Source organism: Streptomyces sp. F63 (genome assembly GCF_018070345.1).
In the GTDB taxonomy this organism is placed as follows: Bacteria; Actinomycetota; Actinomycetes; order Streptomycetales; family Streptomycetaceae; genus Streptomyces.
Window position 1 is genome coordinate 176,785 of record NZ_JAGPXX010000010.1, and the last position, 18,303, is coordinate 195,087.

An 18,303-nucleotide genomic window follows, 5' to 3' on the forward strand; every position below is an offset into this window, starting at 1 on the left:
CGGTGGACGTGGGGTTCAGCGGACGTGGTCCAGGCCGTCGGTGGGGGACTGGGGGACGGGCGGGACGGCGGGCTTCGGGTCGAACGAGAGGGTGCCGTGGTTGATGGGGAAGCTGGTGGGCAGGGTGCCGGTGGCGCGGGCGTAGGCGCAGGCCACCGCGGCCATCGACGGGGCCACGCCGAGCTCGCCCGCACCGCCGGGCTCCCCCGTGCTGTCCGGCATGACGACGATCCGCATCTCGGGTGGGGTGTTCCACTGCCGGGTGTAGAAGTAGTTGTCCCAGCTGGCCTCCAGGAAGTGCCCGTCGCGCAGATGCAGGCTGGAGGTGAGCGTCAGGGCGATGCCGTCCATGAGGCAGCCCATCATCTGTGCCTCCAGACCGCGCGGGTTGACGGCGAGGCCGGCGTCCACGGCGATGACGGCCCGGGTGACGCGGGGACCGGTCACCGCGTCGCGGATACGGCGGTTGACGGTCCCGGGGCGGCAGTCGATCTCCACCAGGGCCGCGCAGGCGGCGTGGTACTCGGTGTGGAGGGCGATGCCCTGCGCCGTGCCGTCCGGCATGCTCCGGCCCCACTCGCCGGCCTCGGCAGCCGTGTCCAGCACGGCCCGGGCCCGGTCGTCCCGCAGGAACGCGCGGCGGAAACGGTACGGGTCCCTGCCCATCCTGGTGGCGAGCCGGTCGACGAGCAGTTCCCGGGCGCAGGTGACATCGGGTGAATAGACGTTGCGCATGCTGCCGGTGTTGAAGCCCTTGTCGGTTTCGCTCAGCAGCCGGCTGTTGGCGCCGAAGTTGTAGGGCATCGACTGGGAGAGCTGGAAGAACGTCTCGGAGAACCCGATGTCGCCCACGGGAAGTCTCGCGGCGAGGGCGGTGAAGATCTCGCCGAGTCCGTGGCTGAGGTCGGTGGCGACGCTGGTGTGCCGCTGCCGGTAGCCGAGGACGGTGCCGCCGAGGTAGGAGATGCGCACCCGGGAGGTGGCCATGGGGTGGGTGCGCCCCTGGCGGGAGTCGTCGGCGCGGTGCCACATGAGCTTGACCGGTTTGCGGATCCGCTGGGAGATCTCCGCGGCCTCCCGCGCGGCGTCGAAGAAGAGCTTGCGGCCGAAGGAGCCGCCCCCCTCGGTGACGTGGACGGTCACCGCACCGAGCGGAAGGCCCAGTTGGGCGGCGAGCGTCTCCTTCGCGACGATCGGCGCCTTCAGGCTCGACCAGATCTCGGCACGGTCGGAGCGCACGTCGGCGATCGCGCAGTTCGGCTCCAGCGCGCTGTTGCTGCGGAAGTGGAAGGTGAACGTGCCCTCGACGCTCGGCGTCAGCGGCGGCGGCCCGAGCGGCAGTTCGGCCGCCCGGAGTTCTCCGAGCACCGATGCGTCGGACTTGCCCTCCGCGGTGCCGGGCTTCCAGGAGACCCGCAGGGCGCGCACGGCGTCGATGCACTGGCCGAAGGTGGCCGCGCACACCGCGACGCCGGTCGAGATGACGGCGACATCGGTGACCCCGGGCATGGCGCGGACCTCGGGCAGATTGGACACCGATCCGACCGTGCCGTTGATGGTCGGCGGACGGCACACCATGGTGGGCAGGGCGTCCGGGATGTCCAGGTCCATCGTGAACTTCTTGCGCCCGGTGACGGCGGCGAGGGCGTCGACGCGACCGTGCGGAGTGCCGATGACGGTGAACCGGTCGCGCGGCTTGAGGTCCACGGCCACCTGCTCGGTCCGCACGGCCGCCGCACGCTCGGACAGGGCCCCGATGCCGGCGCTCCGGCCGCCGGGGCCGGTGACGACTCCCGCCTCCCAGGACAGCTCGGTGACGTCGGTGCCCCATGCGGCCGCCGCCGCCCGGAGCAGCCGGGCCCGGGCGACCGCCGCGGCGACCCGGACCGGGGTGTAGGTCGAGAACGTGGTGTTCGATCCGCCGGTGAGCTGGTTGAACACCAGCTCCGGCCGCGCGTCGGCGAGGGTGACGCGCACCCGGTCCACGGGCACGTCCAGTTCCTCGGCGATCAGCATGGCCGTCGAGGTGGTGATGCCCTGGCCCACCTCGGCCCGCGGCAGGGCGAAGGACACGGTGCCGTCCCGGTGCACCTCGACCGTGATCAGTCCGGAGGTCGGCAGGGCCGCCGCCGTCATCACGTCGTTGAGATCGGCCAGTTCCGTGATCTCGGGTGAGGGGATGCCGTCGGCCCGGGCCCCGGGTGCGGCGACGAGTTCGGCCGCCGCCGTCAGCGTCGGGGCGGCCAGCACGTAGCCGAGGAACCGGCGCCGGCCGAGGGGGCGGGGGCCGGCGGCCCGCCGCGCCGGGTCGCCGTCACCGGTCATGGACGGCCTCCCTCGCGTGCGGCGCCGGTGTGCGGCGGCCGTGGGGGTGGGGGGCCGGCGGCCCGGGCCGGAAGCGGCTCTGTCGTTCCGTCACTGCGCACTGTCGTCAACGGCCTTTCGCGGGTGCGTGGTCGGCGGGGCCACCCGCCGGGTCGGCGGCGGGGGCGGTCGCGGTGGGCTCCGGAGGATGCGCCCGGTGGCGCGGGGCTCCGCCGGTGGCGGCGGAACCCCGCGCTTCCCGTGGGGGAGGGATGCGGCTCAGGAGGGGCGGTTGGTGTCGGGGATCTCCAGGTGGATGCCCCGTCCCTCGGAGAGGTACAGGAGGACGAACCTGCGGATGGCCTCCTCCACGGTCCAGGCGGCCTCCGGGACGATGTACTCGTCCAGGATGCCCAGCATGTGCGCGGTCACCTGCCACACGTGCAGGAAGCCGTCCGACTCGGCGGCCGAGACCGGAACCCGCCGCTCTTTCAGCTTGCGCATGACAAACGTGGCTGAGTCCGTCCATCGCTGTGGACTCCTCCTCTCTCCGTAGCACCGCTGTTCCCTGTAGTTGTTACGATGAATCATTTTCAGCTTCTTTGTTTCAAACAGGGGAGCGCAAACGTGCCGTGAACGCCAGGGGTTTCACCGGAGACGCACCCGCCGGCCGGGACGACGGCCCGGACGTCCGGTCCCTTCCGGCCGTCCACGGCGTCCCCCGCCGTCCCCGGCCTTGCGGTCGATCCCCACGCGGACGCGCGCCCACGGGCGGTGGCCCGGCGGTTCCTCCCCCCCCGTGCCCGGGCCACGCACGCGCCTCACTCGAAGCGTCCGCCCTCGGCGGCCATGGCCACCAGGGACCGGGGCGGCTCGAACCGCTCCCCGTACCGCCCGGCCAGCTCACCGGCCCGGGCGACGAAGCCGGGCAGTCCGCCGGGGTAGCCGTTGATGTACTGCAGGACGCCGCCGGTCCAGGCGGGGAAGCCGATGCCCAGGATCGAGCCGACGTTGGCGTCGGGCACCGACCGCAGCACGCCCTCGTCGAGGCAGCGGACCGCGTCCAGGGCCTCGGCGAACAGCATCCGCTCCTTCATGTCCTCGAACGGGATCTCGCGGCCCGGCACCGCGAAGTGCTCGTACAGGCCGCGCCACAGCCGCGTCCGCCGGCCGTCGGCGTACTCGTGGAACCCGGCGCCCGAGGAGCGCCCGCCCCGCCCGAACTCGTCGATCATGCGGTCCATGACCGGTTCCGAACCGTGCGGACGCCACTCTCCTCCCCCGGCCAGTACCGCGGCCCTGGTCTCCTCGCGGATCCTCCGCGGCAGGGTCAGCGTCAGCTCGTCCAGCAGCTGCAGCGGCGGCGCGGGGTAGCCGGCCTGGGCGCCGGCCTGTTCGACCGAGGCGGGAGGCAGGCCCTCACCGATCATCGCCACCGCCTCGTCGAGGCGTTGGGATATCACCCGGCTCGTGAAGAAGCCCCGGCCGTCGTTGACCACGATGGGCGTCTTGCCGATCTGCCGCGCGATGTCGACCGCCTTGGCCACGGTGTGCTCACCGGTCTTCTCCCCGACGACGATCTCCAGCAGGGGCATCTTGTCGACGGGGGAGAAGAAGTGCAGGCCGATGAAGTCCTCCGGGCGCCCCACGCCCTCCGCCAGCCCGGTGACGGGCAGGGTGGAGGTGTTGGACGCCAGCACCGCGTCCGGTGCGACGACCCCCTCGATCTCGCGGAACACCTGCTGCTTGAGCGCGGGGTCCTCGAAGACCGCCTCGATCACCAGATCGCAGCCGGTGAGGTCCCCGGGATCGGCGGACGGCGTGATCCGTGCGAGGATCTCGCCGGCCTCCTCCCGGGAGAGCCGGCCGCGGTCCACCGCCTTGGCGAGGAGCTGTTCGGAGTACTTCTTGCCCTTCTCCGCCGCCTCCCGGGAGACGTCCTTGAGTACCACGGGCAGGCCGCTCCGGGCGCAGGAGTGGGCGATCCCGGCGCCCATCATGCCCGCGCCGAGAACGCCCACCCGGTGCGCGGTGTGCCGCGGATGGCCCGCGGGCCGGCTGCCGCCGGAGGTGATGTGCCGCATGTCGTAGAAGAACGCCTGCATCATGTTCGTCGAGACCTGGCCCGTCATCAGTTCGACGAGATAGCCGGTCTCGGTCTTCTCCCCGGCCTCCAGGCCGACCTGCGCGCTCTCGACGGCGGCGGCGAGGATGTTGCGCGGTGCCGGTACGTCCGCGCCCCTCAGCTGCTTGCGCAGCTGCGCCGGGAGGGCCGGCAGGATCGCCGCGACCCGCGGGTGGGAGGGCGCGCCGCCGGGGATGCGGAAGCCCTTGGTGTCCCACGGCTGGACGGAGTCGGGGTGGGCCAGCACCCACTTCCCGGCCAGGGCGAGCAACTCCTCCGGTGTCCGGGCGAGTTCGTCGACGAGTCCCTTGGTGAGCGCCTCCCGGGGGCTGTACTGGCGGCCCGTGAGCAGGACGTCGGTGAGCGCGTTCTGGAGCCCCAGGAGACGGACGGTCCGGCTGACGCCGCCGGCGCCGGGCAGCAGGCCCAGGGTCACCTCCGGCAGGCCGAAGCGGCTGCCCGGCGTGTCCAGGGCGATGCGCCGGTGGCAGGCGAGCGCGATCTCGAACCCGCCGCCGAGAGCCGTGCCGTTCATGGCCGCGGCCACCGGCCTGCCGAGCGTCTCCAGCCGGCGCAGCTGTGACTTCAGGACCGTGCACAGCTCCGTGAGGTCCGCGGCGTTCTCGGGCCGCGCCCGGCTCATGAGGCCGATGTCGCCGCCGGCGAAGAAGCTGCTCTTGGCGGAGGTGAGGACGACACCGCCGAAGGTCTCCCGCTCCGCCTCAAGACGGGCGACGGTGGCCTCCATCGAGTCCACATAGGTCTGGTTCATCGTGTTGACCGGGTGATCCGGGTCGTCCAGGGTCAGGACGACGACACCGTCGGAGCCCTGCTGCCAGCGGATCATGTTCTTTTCCGGCATCGGTACGGCGTTCCTTTCGCGAGGGGAGGTGCGTGGCCGGTGTACGGGGAAGGCGGGCGGGCCGTCACAGCCGTTCGATCACGGTGGCGATGCCCATGCCGCCGCCGGCGCAGAGGCTGACCACGGCCCGTCGCGCGGAGCGGCGCTCGAGTTCGTCCACCACGGTGCCGACGAGCATCGCCCCGGTGGCGCCGAGCGGATGCCCCAGGGCGATCGCGCCCCCGTTGACGTTGACCTTGTCCCACGGCAGGGCGAGGTCCCGCACGTACCGGAGCACCACCGAGGCGAAGGCCTCGTTGATCTCGAACAGGTCGATGTCGTCCACCGTCAGCCCGGCGAGGTCCAGCGCCTTCCGGGTCGCCGGGGCCGGCCCGGTGAGCATGATCGTGGGATCGGCCCCGCTGACCGCGGTGGCCACCACGCGGGCGCGGGGGGCCAGGCCGCACGCGGCCCCCGCCTCCTCGCCGCCGATCAGGACCAGGGCCGAACCGTCCACGATGCCGGAGGAGTTGCCCGGGGTGTGCACATGCTCGACGCGCTCCACCCAGTGGTACTTCTGCAGGGCCACCGCGTCGAAGCCCGCCCTGGCGCCGGCGTCGGCGAAGGAGGGCCGCAGCGTGCCGAGCGTCTCCGTCGTCGTCTCCGGGCGCAGGTGCTCGTCCTCGGCGAGCACGATGACCCCGTTGCGGTCCCGGACGGGCACCACGGACTTGGCGAAGTGGCCGCCGGACCACGCCCGTGCGGCCCGCTGCTGGGACCGGACCGCGTACGCGTCGACGTCCTCGCGCGAGAAGCCCTCGATGGTCGCGATCAGGTCGGCGCCGATGCCCTGCGGCACGAAGTACGTGGCGTAGGCGGTCTCCGGGTCCGCGGCCATGGGGCCGCCGTCGCTGCCCATCGGCACCCGCGACATGGACTCCACCCCGCCGGCGATCACCAGCCGGTCCCAGCCGGAACGGACCTTCTGCGCGGCCGTGTTCACCGCCTCCAGTCCCGAGGCGCAGAACCGGTTGAGCTGGACGCCGGCCACGTGGTCCGGGAGTCCGGCCGCCAGTGCGGCGGTCTTGGCGAGGTTCATGCCCTGGTCTCCGACCGGGGAGACCACGCCGAGCACGACGTCGTCCAGCCGTTCCGGGTCCAGGCCCGGGTGGCGGCGGCGGAGCTCGCCGATCAGCCCCGTCACCAGGGACACCGGTTTGACGTGGTGCAGCGAACCCTGTTTGCCCCGGCCTCGCGGGGTGCGGATCGCATCGTAGATGAATGCTTCGGTCACTGTCCCTGCCCTTCGTCTCCGTCGGCGGGCGCCCCCGCGGACCCGGGCGCTCCGGGTCCGCGCGGGGCTCCGGCGAGACAAGTAAGGAGGTTTATTGGCGCTACGTCAATAGCGGTGGCGGATGCGGGATGGCCTATGTCATAGGGAATGTGAGGCCGTGTTGGCGATCGGAAGAGCGCTGAGCCGTCTTCTTGAGCTTCCTATTGACTCTCGGCCAAGAGCGCTTCACTGTGGGGACCGCTCAAGGAGTCAGCTCACGGTTCGCGATGGAGGGAGCCCGCCGTGGCCACAGCAGAGCAGCTGCACGAGTCCGTCGAGGGTCTGACGATCACCGGACTGCTGCGTCGCAACGCCCGGCAGTTCGCCGGGCTCCCGGCGCTGACCACCGGCATCGGGCCGGACGCCGGCACCCTGTCCTGGTCGCAGCTGCGCGCCGAGGTCGCCGCGCTCACCCGCGGCCTCACCGCCCTCGGCCTGCAACGCGGCGACCGCATGCTCATCGCGATGTCCAAGCGGGCGGAGCACTGGATCGCCGACCTGGCCGCGATCCACGCCGGCGCCCTGCCGTGCAGCACGTACGACACGCTGAGCACCGAGCAGATCGGCGCCGTCGCCCGGCACAGCGCGGCTTCCGTCCTCGTCCTGGAGGGCGCGGAGCAGATGCGGCGCTGGCAGCCCGTCCTGGACGACCTCCCGCGGTTGCGTGCCGTCGTCGTCCTCGACTGGGACGCCGCACCGGCCGGTGACGCGCGCTTCGTCAGCTACTCGGCCGTACGGGGCGCGGTGCCGCCCGACGACGACGCGTTCGAGGCGCTCACGGACGCCGTCACCGCCGACCAGCCGCTGACCCTGGTGTACACCTCGGGCACGACCGGTGACCCCAAGGGCGTGGTGCTCTCCCACCGCAACGTCATCCACGAATGCCTGATGCAGGACCACCTCGTCCCGGTCCCGGAGCACCCGAGGTCGGTCGCGTATCTGCCGATGGCGCACATCGCCGAGCGGGTGCTCGGGATCTACATGCCGATCTGCGCCGCGGGCCATGTCACCATCTGCCCGCAGCCGGACCAGCTCCTGCCCACCCTGCAAGCGGTGCGCCCGCACGGCTTCTTCGGCGTGCCCCGGGTGTGGGAGAAACTCGCGGCCGGTCTGCGGGCGGCGCTCGCCGCGCTCCCCGGGGAGCAGGCCGCGGCGGTGGCGCAGGCCCGGAAGACCGCCCTGGAGCTGTACCGCCTCCGCTCCGACGGCAAGGACATCCCGGCGGATCTCACCGAGCCGCTGGAACAGCTCGACGCGCAGGTCATGCGGCCCTTCCGGGCGGCCATCGGACTCGACGACTGCCGCAGGGCCTTCAGCGGCGCGGCACCGATCCCCGCCGACGTCCTGGAGTTCCTGGCGAGTATGGGACTGCCGGTGTACGAGGTGTGGGGCCTGAGCGAGACCACCGGCGCGGCGACGGTCAGCACACCGGAGGCGTTCGCGCTCGGCTCGGTCGGGCGGCCCGGGCCGGGGATCGAGGTGAGGGAGGCCGAGGACGGCGAACTCCTCGTCCGGGGCCCGGTCGTCTTCGCCGGCTACCTGCAGGCCGACGGCCGGGTGGAACCCGCGACCGACGCGGAGGGCTGGCTGGCCACCGGTGACGTCGGAACGGTGGACTCCCGGGGCATGGTCGCCATCACCGACCGCAAGAAGGAGATCCTCATCACCGACGGCGGCAAGAACATCGCCCCGACCAGGATCGAATCCCTGCTGCGGACGCACCCGCTGGTCGCCCACGCCGTCGCGATCGGCGACCGGCGGCGCTACGTCACCGCGCTGCTCGTGCTCGACGAGGAGACGGCCCCGCTCTGGGCGCGCGAGAACGGGATCACCACGTCCGGCATGGCGGAGCTGGCCGGGCACCCGGCCGTGCTCGCGGCCCTGGACGAGGCGGTCGCCGAGGCCAACACGGTGCTCTCCCGCGCGGAACAGGTGAAGAAACACCAGGTCCTCGCCGGCCCCTGGACCGCCGAGACCGGCGAGCTGACCCCCAAACTCAGCCTGCGCCGCCGCGCCATCGCCGAACGGCACGCGGACGTCATCGAATCGATGTACACCTAGGTCCGCCGCGGCGGCACCCACGGAAGGAAAGACCACATGAGCGCTCAGCGTCACGCCCAGCGACGCCGGATGGAGCCGGACGCCCGGCGCGCCGAGATCCTCGGCGTCGCGCGCAGGCTGTTCGGGGCCGGCAGCTACAGCACGGTGGCCGTCGCGGACATCGCGGCCGAAGCAGGCGTGGCGCGCGCACTGGTCAGCCACTACTTCGGCAGCAAGCGGCAGCTCTACCTGGAGGTCGTCCGGCAGATGATGGTCATCCCGGCCTCCGTCTCCGAGCGGCTCCCGCCGACCACCGCGGAGGAACGGGTGTCGATCTGTGTCGACCGCTGGCTCGAAGTCGTGGAGCGCAACCGGGACATGTGGCTGTCCGCGATCGGTCTGGAAGCGCTCGGCAACGATCCGGAGATCGACCGGATCATGCTGGAGGCCGACGAGATCGCCACCGACCGCGTGCTGGAGGCCGCGATGATGGCGGACGTCACCGAGGGCCGGGAGAAGCTCCGGGCGATGATCCGCGCGCACAGCAGCATGCTGAAGGCCGCCTCCCGCGAATGGCTGGTGCGCGGCACCCTCGGCCGCAGCGACCTGCACGTGATGCTGACGCGCACCGTGCTCCACCTCGTCGACACGGTCTTCCCCGCGGTGCGCCGGGACGCGTGAGAACACCCTGACACCTCCTGCCCACACCCCTTGCCAAGGAGAGAGACCGCCATGCCCCAAGCCCTGTCCGACGAACGCCGCGACCTGGTCCGGGCGATCGCCGACTTCTGCCGCCGCGAGTGCGGAACGAAGGAGCAGCGCGACGAACTGACCGAGGGCGGCCAGGAGCCGCACAGCCAGCGGCTCTACGAGAAGATGGCGGCACTCGGCTGGCTCGGCATCGCGATCCCGGAGGAGTACGGAGGCGCGGGGCAGGGAATGACGGACCTCTGCCTCTTCCTGCGGGAGACCTCCTACGGCCTGGCGCCCATCAGCGGTTTCGGCACCACCGTCATCGCGGCCGCGGCCTACGAGAAGTTCGGCACCGAGGAGCAGAAGCGCACCGTCCTCGAAGGGGTCGTGAACGGCCGGGTCGAGGCCCTGTCGATGTCGGAGCCCGGTGCCGGCTCCGACGTGGGCGCCCTGACCTGCCGCGCGGCACGCGTCAGCGGCGGCTACGTCGTCAACGGACAGAAGACCTGGTGCTCCAACGCGCACTTCGCCGACCACATCCTGCTCACCGCCCGCACGGAGCAGGGCGGTTCGAAACACGACGGCCTCACCCAGTTCATGGTGCCCACGGACGCCGGCGGCCTCAAGATCATGGGCATCGGCACCATGGGCGGCAAGGACGTCAACGACCTCTACTTCACCGACACCTTCCTGCCCGACTCCGCGGTCGTCGGCACCCCCGGTGCGGGATGGGCCCAGCTCATGGCCGGGCTGAACCTCGAACGGATGATCCTCGCCGCCATGATGCTGGGCGTCGCGCGGCGGGCGTTCGACGACACCGTCGCCTACGTCCGCCAGCGGGAACAGTTCGGCAGGCCCGTCGGCTCCTTCCAGGCGCTCAAGCACCGGATCGCGGACATGGCCACCGAACTCGAGTGCGCCGGGCTGCTCCTCGACGACGTGGCCGCCGCGATCGACGCCGAACCCGGCCGCGTGTTCGCCCGCGAGGCGTCCATGGCCAAGCTCAAGTGCACCGAACTCGCCAAGCACATCACCCTGGAGGGCATGCAGATGATGGGCGGCTACGGCTACGCCACGGAGTACGGCATGGAAGCCCTGCTCCGCTCGACCGTCGTCTCCACCGTGTACGGCGGGACGAGCGAGATCCAGCGGGAGATCATCGGCAAGACCTACGGGCTGTAGGGGACCGCGATGCCGACCACACGGTTCTGTGAGACGTTCGGCGTGGAACACCCGATCGTCCAGGGCGGGATGCAATGGGTGGGGCGGGCGGAGCTCGTCTCCGCGGTCGCCGAGGCGGGCGCGCTCGGCTTTCTGACGGCTCTCACCCAGCCGACCCCGGAGGCGCTCGTCCGGGAGATCGCGCGCTGCCGGGAGATGACCGACAAGCCGTTCGGGGTCAACCTGACCATCCTGCCGTCGATCAACCCGCCGCCGTACGACGAGTACCGGCGCGCGATCATCGAATCCGGTGTGAAAACCGTCGAGACGGCCGGCTTCAGCCCGGAGGAGCACCTGCCGGAGTTCCGGGCGCACGGCGTGAAGGTGCTGCACAAGTGCACCAGCGTCCGGCACGCGGTGAAGGCCGAGAAGATCGGCGTCGACGCGGTGAGCATCGACGGATTCGAATGCGCCGGCCACCCCGGCGAGGACGACATACCCGGGCTGGTCCTCATCCCCGCGGCGGCCCGCCGGCTCTCCGTCCCGGTCATCGCCTCCGGCGGTTTCGCCGACGGGCGCGGACTGGTCGCGGCCCTGGCGCTGGGCGCCGAGGGCGTCAATATGGGCACCCGGTTCCTGTGCACCGCCGAGTCCCCGGTGCACCAGCGGGTCAAGGAGCGGATCGTCGCGGGCAGCGAGCTCGACACCGAGCTGATCTTCCGGCCGCTGCGCAACACCGCGCGGGTGGCGGGCAACTCCGTCAGCCGGAAGGTCGTCGGCATACTCCGCGACGGGGGCGAGTTCCCGGACGTACGGGATCTGGTCAGCGGCGCCCGGGGGCGCAAGGTGTTCGAGGACGGCGACCTGGAGGCCGGTATCTGGAGCGTCGGCCTGGTGCAGGGCCTCATCGACGACATCCCGACCGTCGGGGACGTCGTCCGGCGCATCGTGGCGGAGGCCGACGAGCTGATCGCCGGACGGCTCGCCGCCGCCTGCCGCCGCCACTGACCCGGGACGGCCGGCACCCCCACCGCGAGGCCCGGCCCGCCCGGCCCGCCCGGCCCGGCCGGGCCGGCCCTCCGGGGGATACTCCCGGCGAGCCCTCCCCACTCCGTGAAGACACACATGTACGGCTCCTGTTGCAGTGCTGCGTCCGGAGATGTGCCGGTACCGTGACAGGCACCATGAACACTTCTGCGAACGACTCCCTGCTCGCGCGGGCCCTCGCCCGGCCGGAGGCGGATGACGGGGCGACGGAGGACAAGGTGGCGCGGCGGATCCTCGACGCCGCCCTGGAACAGTTCACGACCTTCGGCCTGCGCCGCTCCTCGGTGGACGACGTCGCCAAACGGGCCGGGGTCGCGCGGGTGACGGTCTACCGCCGCTTCGGCACCAAGGACGGGCTGGTCGAGGCGTGCCTGCTGCGCGAGGCCGGCCGTTTCTTCCGGCAGCTCGACACCGCGGTCGCGGCGCTCGCCACCATGGAGCAGAGGGTCGTCGAGGGTTTCGTCGTCGCACTCCGCCACAGCAGGGACCACCCGCTCCTCGGCGGGCTGCTCCGGCTCGAACCCGAGGTGGTCCTGCCCTATCTGACCGTCCAGGGCGGTCCGGCCCTCGCCGCCACCACCGACTATCTGACGGGACATCTGCGCCGGGCGCAGCAGGCCGAGGGCCGCCCGGACTCCGACCCCCGCCCGGTGGCCGAGCTGATGGTGCGGGTCGCGGTCTCCTTCCTCCTCAATCCCGCGAGCTGCATCGAACTCGACGACGACGAACAGGCCCGCGCCTTCGCCCGCAGGTACCTCGCGCCCCTGATCGGCAGCTGACCGGGGCCTCCGGCCGCCCCTCAGCGCCGCCGGTGGAGGCTCCGCGCGAGGGCGATGGCGCGGTCCTTCACGGCGGCCGGTGTGGCGAAGGACGTCAGGTCGACGGGGGGCGCGAAGCGCCGCACCGTGACCGACTGCGGGGCGGCGAAGGCGCGCAGCCCGTCCGCGCCGTGGATCCGGCCGAAGCCGGACTCGCCGGACCCGCCGAACGGCAGCGCCGGTACGGCGGCGAAGCCCAGCACGGTGTTGACGGAGACCGCGCCCGCGCGCAGCCGGTGGGCGATGGCCGCGCCGGCGCGCCGGCTGCCGCAGAAGACGGCGGCGCCCAGGGCGTACCGGGAGGCGTTGGCCCGGCGCACCGCCTCCTCCACGTCGGGCACCTCGTTCACGGCCACGGTCGGCCCGAAGGTCTCCTCCGTCATCGCCGGGGCGTCCTCGTCCACGCCGACCAGCACGACCGGTGCCGCGAACGGCCCGGACAGCGACTCCGCGCCGCCCAGGCCGGCGTGCGCCCCGGCCGCCAGGGCGCCGCGGACGTGCCGCTCCACGACGGCCGTCTGGGCCGGCATCGTCATCGGGCCGTAGGAGGCGTTCGGGCCGGTCCCCGGACGCAGGGCGCGGGCGCGCTCCACGATCCTGCGGCACAGCTCCGCATGCACCTCCCGTACGGCGTAGACCCGTTCGACGCCCGCGCAGGTCTGCCCGGCGTTGCCCATCGCCCCCCACACCACCGCGTCGGCGGCGGCGTCGAGATCGGCGTCCGCCGTGACGATCACCGCGTCCTTGCCGCCGCACTCGGCCAGGAAGGGCGTGAGCGATTCCGCGCACACCGCCATGACCTTGCGGGCGGTCCCCGGCGAGCCGGTGAAGGCGAGCTTGTCCACCCCGGAGCGTGCCAGCGCCCCGCCCGTCCCCGCGGCCCCGGTGACGACGGCGAGCAGCCCGGCGTACCCGGGCACCGCCGCGTCGAAGGTCTCGGCGAGCAGCACACCGGTGCCCGGGGTGTACTCGGACGGTTTGAACACCACGGCGTTGCCGGCCGCCAGGGCGTAGCCGATGGAGCCCATCGGGGTGTAGACGGGGTAGTTCCAGGGGCCGATCACCCCGACGACACCGAGCGGGCGGTACCCGACCGCCGCCGCCTGGTGGGACGCCATCAGCCCGGAGCGGACCCGGCGGCGGCGCAGCACCCGGCCGGCGTTGCGCGCCGCCCAGGCCAGATGCTCCAGGGTCAGCAGCACCTCCAACTCGGCGTCCCGGCGCGGCTTCCCCGTCTCCGCCGCCACGGTGTGCGCCACGGTGTCCAGCTCCGCCGCCAGCTCCCGCTTCCAGCGCAGCAGGTGGGCCCGCCTGCGGGCGGCGGGGAGCGCGGCCCAGCGGTCGCCCGCCGCACGGGCCCGGTCCACCGTCCGGGCGATGTGGTCCGGCCCGTGCACCGGGTACGCGGCGAGCGGCCGCCCGGTGGCCGGGTCGCGGGAGGGGAACGTCTCCTGCTCACCGGTGGTGTCCCGCGGGCCGGTGCGGTCCGGGGACGCGGGGGTGTGCCCGCCGGCGCTGCCGTCGGCGCTGCCGCCGGTGGGGCTGCCGGTGGTGGTGTCCCGCGGTGCGGCGGGCTCCTGGACGGGGCGGGTCATCGGTGCTCCGGAGATGTCGTCGTGTCCTCGGCCGGGGCCGGGGCCGGGGCCGGGGTTCGGGGCTCGCCGGCGGAGGGGGCGGACGCGGCGGACGCGGCGGACGCGAGGAAGGGGCCCTGGGCATCGTCGGGCTCCCCGGCGAGCGGGGCGAGGGGCCTGCCGTGCGCCCAGTGCGGGCCGAGGTCGTCGAGTGTCCAGCCGAAGGGGTAACTGCGCGGCCGGGGGCGGTACGGCAGCCACGCGGGGCGGGGCGGCAGCAGGCGCACCACCGCGGCGCGCAGCCGCAGCGCCCGGTGGGCCGCCGCGCGGAGCGGACGGGGCTGGCGGGGGAGACCGAGGGCGGTCAGCAGCGGGTCGTCCAGGAGCGCCAGGACGACCCGTACGACGAGCGGGCGCAGGGGCCGCGGGTACCAGCCGGCGATGACCCTCAGCGTGGCCGCGGCCACGCGCCGGTTGGCGGGATCGTAGGCGAACATCCGCTGCTCGTAGGCGTCGTGGAGCCGTTCGAAGCCCGCGTAGTCGCCGGGGATCCCGGTGATGCCCATCAGTTCGCCCATGCGCCGCCCGACCAGCGCCATGCTCTCCGTCTCCTGCGGCGACAGCGGGCGCCAGCCGTACCGGTCGATCCACCGCTTGGGGCCGACCACGGTGGTGGCCAGGACGTAGAGGTAGTCCTCGTTGGGTATCCGGTAGCGGCCGTGGATGCGGTTGAGGTGGCGGGCGGCTGCCCGGCCGTGCTCGGAGCCCAGGCCGTCGCGGACCATCTCGTGGGCGAACAGGAGGGTGTCGTCGTACCGCTTCTGGCCGGCGCGCTCGAATTCCTGGGTGCGGTCGAGGAGCCGGGAGATGCGCGGTACGCCGTAGTCGCGCAGGAACGCGACCGAGACGCCCTGGAGGTAGTCCCAGGGGAATTCGTACCGGGTGAGCAAGTGGAAGATCAGCTCGTGGTCCTGCTGCGGGTCCAGTCGCCGGATGCGGCGGAGCCGGGTGTAACGGCCCATGGGTGGTGCCTCCTCGTGCGTGCGGCTGCGGGCGCTCGGATGGCGGGAGTTGACCGTTTCGGCACCGGCCCGGCCCGGCGCCCGTTCGTCCGCCGGGCCGGTGCCGGGGAGGGTGAACGGAGCCGGTGAGCCGGCGGCGCGGACGTCCACCCGGAGGATGCCGGGATCCCCGCCGGCGGCCCGCGTCCGCCCGCCGGTCGCCGGGCGGCGGATGTGGTTCTCCGCGACCGGCCGGCCGGCTAGCACGCCGGGGCCGTGTACCGGCTGCCGCCGGGCGTCCCGGGGGATGCGGGACGGCGATCACCGGCGTACCGCCGGCGGTGCCCCGCACCGCGGCCCGGCCCGGCCGCCCGTGGCGCCGGCCGGGCCGGGAGCACCGCAGCCGGGGAGGCCACCGCTTCGGGGCTCTCTGTCCCTCAAGCGAGTTCCTTCCCGTCGGGCGGGGTGCGGGGAGTGCGCCGGAGCGGACGCGGATCGACCGGCGGAGTCGAAGATACAAAAACTATTGCGTCGTTTCACGGCTGCGTCAATACTCCCGGCACGGCGGAGAGTTGGCGGCGGAGCGCGGCCCGGCCGGAGAGCCGGCTGTCCCGGCAGGCGGTCACCGCCGCGGGCAGGTTGACGCGTACGGCAGGCCCGGGGCCTGCTTCCGCCACTCCTCGCTTCCGTCTGCGCGGGTGGGCGGGATCGGAGGTGTCCCACAGCCACACCTCGCCACCGGAGGCCGCGACCGCCAGTGTGCGGCCGTCCGGACTGAACGCGGACCCGTTCAGCCCGGCGGAGTCCATGCGCAGGGTGGCGGTGCGGGCGGGCACCCGGCTGGCGGCCCGCCAGCCGGTGAGGAAACCGGAGACGTCCGCCAGGCGTACGGTCCGGCCGTCACGGCCGAAGGCGACGGCGTGGACCCGGGTGCCGTGCCCGCCCAGCAGGGCCGGCTCACCGGGACGGGAGGGATCGCCCACGTCCCGGAGGAAGGCCGTGCCGTCCAGCACCGAGACCGCCGGGCGGCGGCCGTCCGGGCTGAACGCCGCCGCCTCCACCTGGTCCTTGTGCTCGAACGCGGCCAGTCGCCGGGGCGAACGGGGGCGGTGAAGGTCCCACAGCGTGACGGTTCTGCCGTGGGTCACCGCCAGAAGGGGCGCGGTGCGGCCGAACGCGGCGCCGCCGAAACCCTTCCGCCGGGACACCGCTGTGGGATGGCGGACATCGCGGATGTCCCACGCCGTCCAGCCGCTGCTGTGGGTGATGGTCCCGGGATCAAGGGAACTGTCCGAGGCGGTGAACCAGCCCGAGCCCGTGACGAGGGTGTTCCCGTCCGGGCTGAACGCCACGCTGTCCGAGTCGGTGGCGGGCAGCGGTGCGGTCAGCCGGCGTGGCGCGGACGGCTTGCCGATGTCCCACAGCTGGAGGGTGCCGTTCGCTCTGCCCGACACCACGGCCATCGTCCTGCCGTCCCGGCTGAAAGCCGCCCCCGCCGCGTCGCGCAGGCCCTTCCAGTGCAGCACCCGGCGGGGGTGGGCCCGGTCGGAGAGATCCCACAGGGCCAGGCTGGAGCGGTACCGCTCCTCGCGCCCGTCGTTGCCGATGGTCGCCAGCAGACGCCCGTCGGCGCTGAAGGCGAAGCCGTGTACGCGCTCCGCATGACCGGTGAGCGTGGCCAGCCGGCGCGGGTGGACGACGTCACGCGTGTCCCACAGGGCGACCGTGCGCTGTGCGGCGCTGCTCTCGCTCCCGGCGAACGGGTCCGCCGTCGCCAGCAGGCTGCCGTCCGCGGTGCAGGACGCCAGGTCCGATGCTCCGACGCCCTGCGCGGAGACGCCGGCCAGACGCGTGCGCTGCAGGGTGGTGACCAGTCCCTCCCGGCCGTCCGCCGTCTGTTTGATGCGCAGGGCGGCCATGCTGAAGCGCCGCCGCCCTGTCCCGTTCCGTCCCCGCCCATGCCGCCGCTCAGACGTCCAGCTCGATGTCGCCCGCCGACGGGCCCGCCGACGCGCCCGCCGCCGCGTTCCGCTCCACATCCGTGAGGTCACTGCCGCTCACGGTCAGGGTGTAGTGCTTGCGGGGGTCGAAGTCGGCGAACTGGTCGATGCGGTCCAGGACATCGCCGACGAGTTTCTTCAGGAACAGCCGGGGCGCCACCCCCACCTTGCCGCCGAGCGCGCCTCCGACCGCCCGCGCGAGATCGGCGACGTAGGCGTCGTCCGCGAGGGACGTGACGCGTTCCGGCGCGTCGGCGCCCGCGGCGTACAGATCGCGGATGGTGACCCCCAGCGCCGTCAGGGACTCCTGCGTGAATCCCGGCAGCCGCAGCTGCACGGCCCGGGGGTTGTCGAACCGGGGATCGGTGGAGAAGTCGGTGGCCAGGCGCTGCGCGAGCGGCGCGAGCCGCTGGACGCCCTGCCGTCCGTCGTAGAAGGCCGGGGTTCCGGTGATGACCAGGTAGAGGCCGGGGAAGCGGCCGGAGTGCACTTCGTCGATGAGCTGCCGCAGGGCGTTGAGCGCCTTGTCCCGGGCGTCCGAGCGGACCCGCTGGAGGGTCTCCACCTCGTCGAGCACGACGAACAGCCCCCGGTGCCCGGAGTCGCGCAGGACGGTGAGCAGTCCTTGCAGGAAGCCGAGGGCGCCGAAGTGGTCCAGGTCGCCCCGGACCCCGGCGGACCGCCGGGCCGACGCCGCCACATGCGGCTGGCCGCCGAGCCAGGCCAGGACGGCCGACGCGGTGGCCTCGTCGCCCCGGGTGAGCGCCGCGCGGTATCCGCGCAGGGCGGTCGCGAAGGACGGCGCCTGCCGGGACACCTCGGCCAGCCGGGCCGTCAGCAGCCGGCCGGCGGCCTCCGCCAGTTCCTCCTCGCCGGCGCCGGCCGCGAGAGCGTCCTCCTCCAGCGCGTAGAACCAGGCGTCGACCACCGGCCGGAGGGCGCTGGGCGGGAAACCGGCGGTCGCCAGGTGTTCGGTCAGGCGCCGGTAGACGGTCTCCAGCCGGTGCAGCGGGGTCTCCGTCTCCGAGATCTGGATCTCCGAGACGGCCATGCCCAGACGCTTGGCGCGTTCGCCCAGCCAGCGCGTGAAGAACGTCTTGCCGGACCCGTACTCGCCGCGCACCGCCTTGAACACCGACGCCCCGGAGGCCACCGCCGCCAACTCGGCGTCGAGCGCGGACTCGAAGCGGTCCAGCCCGGTCGCCAGCAGGTCGAGACCGCTGTCGGGGACGGCGCCGCGCCGCAGGGCGTCGATGACCGCCCGCCGGCGTGCCGCGGAGGCGGTGGAGGCAGCGGAAGGTCTGGTCGTGCTCATCGGTTCAGTCTCCCACCGTCGTGCCGTCCTGCCGTGGCGCCGTCGTGGTAC

General features: G+C 73.1%; 13 protein-coding genes. 5 read left to right on the forward strand and 8 right to left on the reverse strand.

Annotated elements, in window-relative coordinates; translation table 11 throughout:
• Positions 1 to 15 precede the first annotated feature (15 nt).
• From KBZ10_RS13915 to KBZ10_RS13930, 4 genes are all read right to left on the reverse strand, one after another.
• Positions 16 to 2,325 carry a molybdopterin cofactor-binding domain-containing protein gene (locus tag KBZ10_RS13915; protein WP_210987911.1) on the reverse strand — a complete coding sequence of 770 codons (2,310 nt, stop codon included), beginning with the start codon at positions 2,323 to 2,325 and terminating at the stop codon, positions 16 to 18.
• Between the two features lie 258 nt (positions 2,326 to 2,583).
• Complete coding sequence (locus KBZ10_RS13920; protein ID WP_247702331.1) at positions 2,584 to 2,808, reverse strand: hypothetical protein; 225 nt, start codon at positions 2,806 to 2,808, stop codon at positions 2,584 to 2,586.
• 317 nt (positions 2,809 to 3,125) lie between these two features.
• Positions 3,126 to 5,291, reverse strand: coding sequence for a 3-hydroxyacyl-CoA dehydrogenase NAD-binding domain-containing protein (locus KBZ10_RS13925; RefSeq protein WP_210987912.1), 2,166 nt, complete (start codon positions 5,289 to 5,291; stop codon positions 3,126 to 3,128).
• A 64-nt stretch (positions 5,292 to 5,355) separates the two neighbouring features.
• Positions 5,356 to 6,564 (reverse strand): acetyl-CoA C-acetyltransferase, encoded by a 1,209-nt coding sequence (locus KBZ10_RS13930; RefSeq protein WP_210987913.1) that lies wholly within the window; start codon positions 6,562 to 6,564, stop codon positions 5,356 to 5,358.
• Positions 6,565 to 6,846: 282 nt separating this feature from the next.
• On the opposite strand from KBZ10_RS13930, the gene KBZ10_RS13935 reads away from it, so the two are divergent.
• From KBZ10_RS13935 to KBZ10_RS13955, 5 genes are all read left to right on the forward strand, one after another.
• A complete protein-coding gene (locus KBZ10_RS13935) occupies positions 6,847 to 8,664 on the forward strand; it encodes a long-chain fatty acid--CoA ligase (protein ID WP_210987914.1) in 1,818 nt (605 codons plus the stop codon).
• Between the two features lie 36 nt (positions 8,665 to 8,700).
• Entirely contained in the window at positions 8,701 to 9,324 is a 624-nt protein-coding gene (locus KBZ10_RS13940; RefSeq protein ID WP_247702332.1) for a TetR/AcrR family transcriptional regulator, read from the forward strand.
• Between the two features lie 51 nt (positions 9,325 to 9,375).
• On the forward strand, positions 9,376 to 10,518 hold the full coding sequence (locus tag KBZ10_RS13945) for an acyl-CoA dehydrogenase family protein (protein WP_210987915.1): 1,143 nt from the start codon (positions 9,376 to 9,378) through the stop codon (positions 10,516 to 10,518).
• Between the two features lie 9 nt (positions 10,519 to 10,527).
• Positions 10,528 to 11,505 (forward strand): nitronate monooxygenase family protein, encoded by a 978-nt coding sequence (locus KBZ10_RS13950; RefSeq protein ID WP_210987916.1) that lies wholly within the window; start codon positions 10,528 to 10,530, stop codon positions 11,503 to 11,505.
• A gap of 176 nt (positions 11,506 to 11,681) precedes the next feature.
• Entirely contained in the window at positions 11,682 to 12,323 is a 642-nt protein-coding gene (locus KBZ10_RS13955; RefSeq protein WP_210987917.1) for a TetR/AcrR family transcriptional regulator, read from the forward strand.
• A gap of 20 nt (positions 12,324 to 12,343) precedes the next feature.
• On the opposite strand, the gene KBZ10_RS13960 is transcribed toward KBZ10_RS13955, so the two are convergent.
• The 4 genes from KBZ10_RS13960 to brxD form a co-directional block, all read right to left on the reverse strand.
• Entirely contained in the window at positions 12,344 to 13,957 is a 1,614-nt protein-coding gene (locus tag KBZ10_RS13960) for an aldehyde dehydrogenase family protein (protein ID WP_210987918.1), read from the reverse strand.
• Positions 13,954 to 14,958 carry an oxygenase MpaB family protein gene (locus KBZ10_RS13965; protein WP_210987919.1) on the reverse strand — a complete coding sequence of 335 codons (1,005 nt, stop codon included), beginning with the start codon at positions 14,956 to 14,958 and terminating at the stop codon, positions 13,954 to 13,956. Before KBZ10_RS13965 ends, KBZ10_RS13960 begins: the two co-directional genes overlap by 4 nt.
• A gap of 515 nt (positions 14,959 to 15,473) precedes the next feature.
• Positions 15,474 to 16,856 (reverse strand): WD40 repeat domain-containing protein, encoded by a 1,383-nt coding sequence (locus KBZ10_RS13970; RefSeq protein WP_210987920.1) that lies wholly within the window; start codon positions 16,854 to 16,856, stop codon positions 15,474 to 15,476.
• A gap of 49 nt (positions 16,857 to 16,905) precedes the next feature.
• Positions 16,906 to 18,252, reverse strand: coding sequence for a BREX system ATP-binding protein BrxD (brxD, locus tag KBZ10_RS13975; RefSeq protein ID WP_210987921.1), 1,347 nt, complete (start codon positions 18,250 to 18,252; stop codon positions 16,906 to 16,908).
• Positions 18,253 to 18,303 lie beyond the last annotated feature (51 nt).

Excerpts from the sequence above, each read along its gene's own strand:
- KBZ10_RS13915 (WP_210987911.1), bottom strand. The coding sequence starts at position 2,325 with ATGACCGGTGACGGCGACCCGGCGCGGCGGGCCGCCGGCCCCCGCCCC.
- KBZ10_RS13920 (WP_247702331.1), bottom strand. The coding sequence starts at position 2,808 with ATGCGCAAGCTGAAAGAGCGGCGGGTTCCGGTCTCGGCCGCCGAGTCG.
- KBZ10_RS13925 (WP_210987912.1), bottom strand. The coding sequence starts at position 5,291 with ATGCCGGAAAAGAACATGATCCGCTGGCAGCAGGGCTCCGACGGTGTC.
- KBZ10_RS13940 (WP_247702332.1), top strand. The coding sequence starts at position 8,701 with ATGAGCGCTCAGCGTCACGCCCAGCGACGCCGGATGGAGCCGGACGCC.
- KBZ10_RS13945 (WP_210987915.1), top strand. The coding sequence starts at position 9,376 with ATGCCCCAAGCCCTGTCCGACGAACGCCGCGACCTGGTCCGGGCGATC.
- KBZ10_RS13950 (WP_210987916.1), top strand. The coding sequence starts at position 10,528 with ATGCCGACCACACGGTTCTGTGAGACGTTCGGCGTGGAACACCCGATC.
- KBZ10_RS13955 (WP_210987917.1), top strand. The coding sequence starts at position 11,682 with ATGAACACTTCTGCGAACGACTCCCTGCTCGCGCGGGCCCTCGCCCGG.
- KBZ10_RS13960 (WP_210987918.1), bottom strand. The coding sequence starts at position 13,957 with ATGACCCGCCCCGTCCAGGAGCCCGCCGCACCGCGGGACACCACCACC.
- KBZ10_RS13965 (WP_210987919.1), bottom strand. The coding sequence starts at position 14,958 with ATGGGCCGTTACACCCGGCTCCGCCGCATCCGGCGACTGGACCCGCAG.
- KBZ10_RS13970 (WP_210987920.1), bottom strand. The coding sequence starts at position 16,856 with ATGGCCGCCCTGCGCATCAAACAGACGGCGGACGGCCGGGAGGGACTG.
- brxD (WP_210987921.1), bottom strand. The coding sequence starts at position 18,252 with ATGAGCACGACCAGACCTTCCGCTGCCTCCACCGCCTCCGCGGCACGC.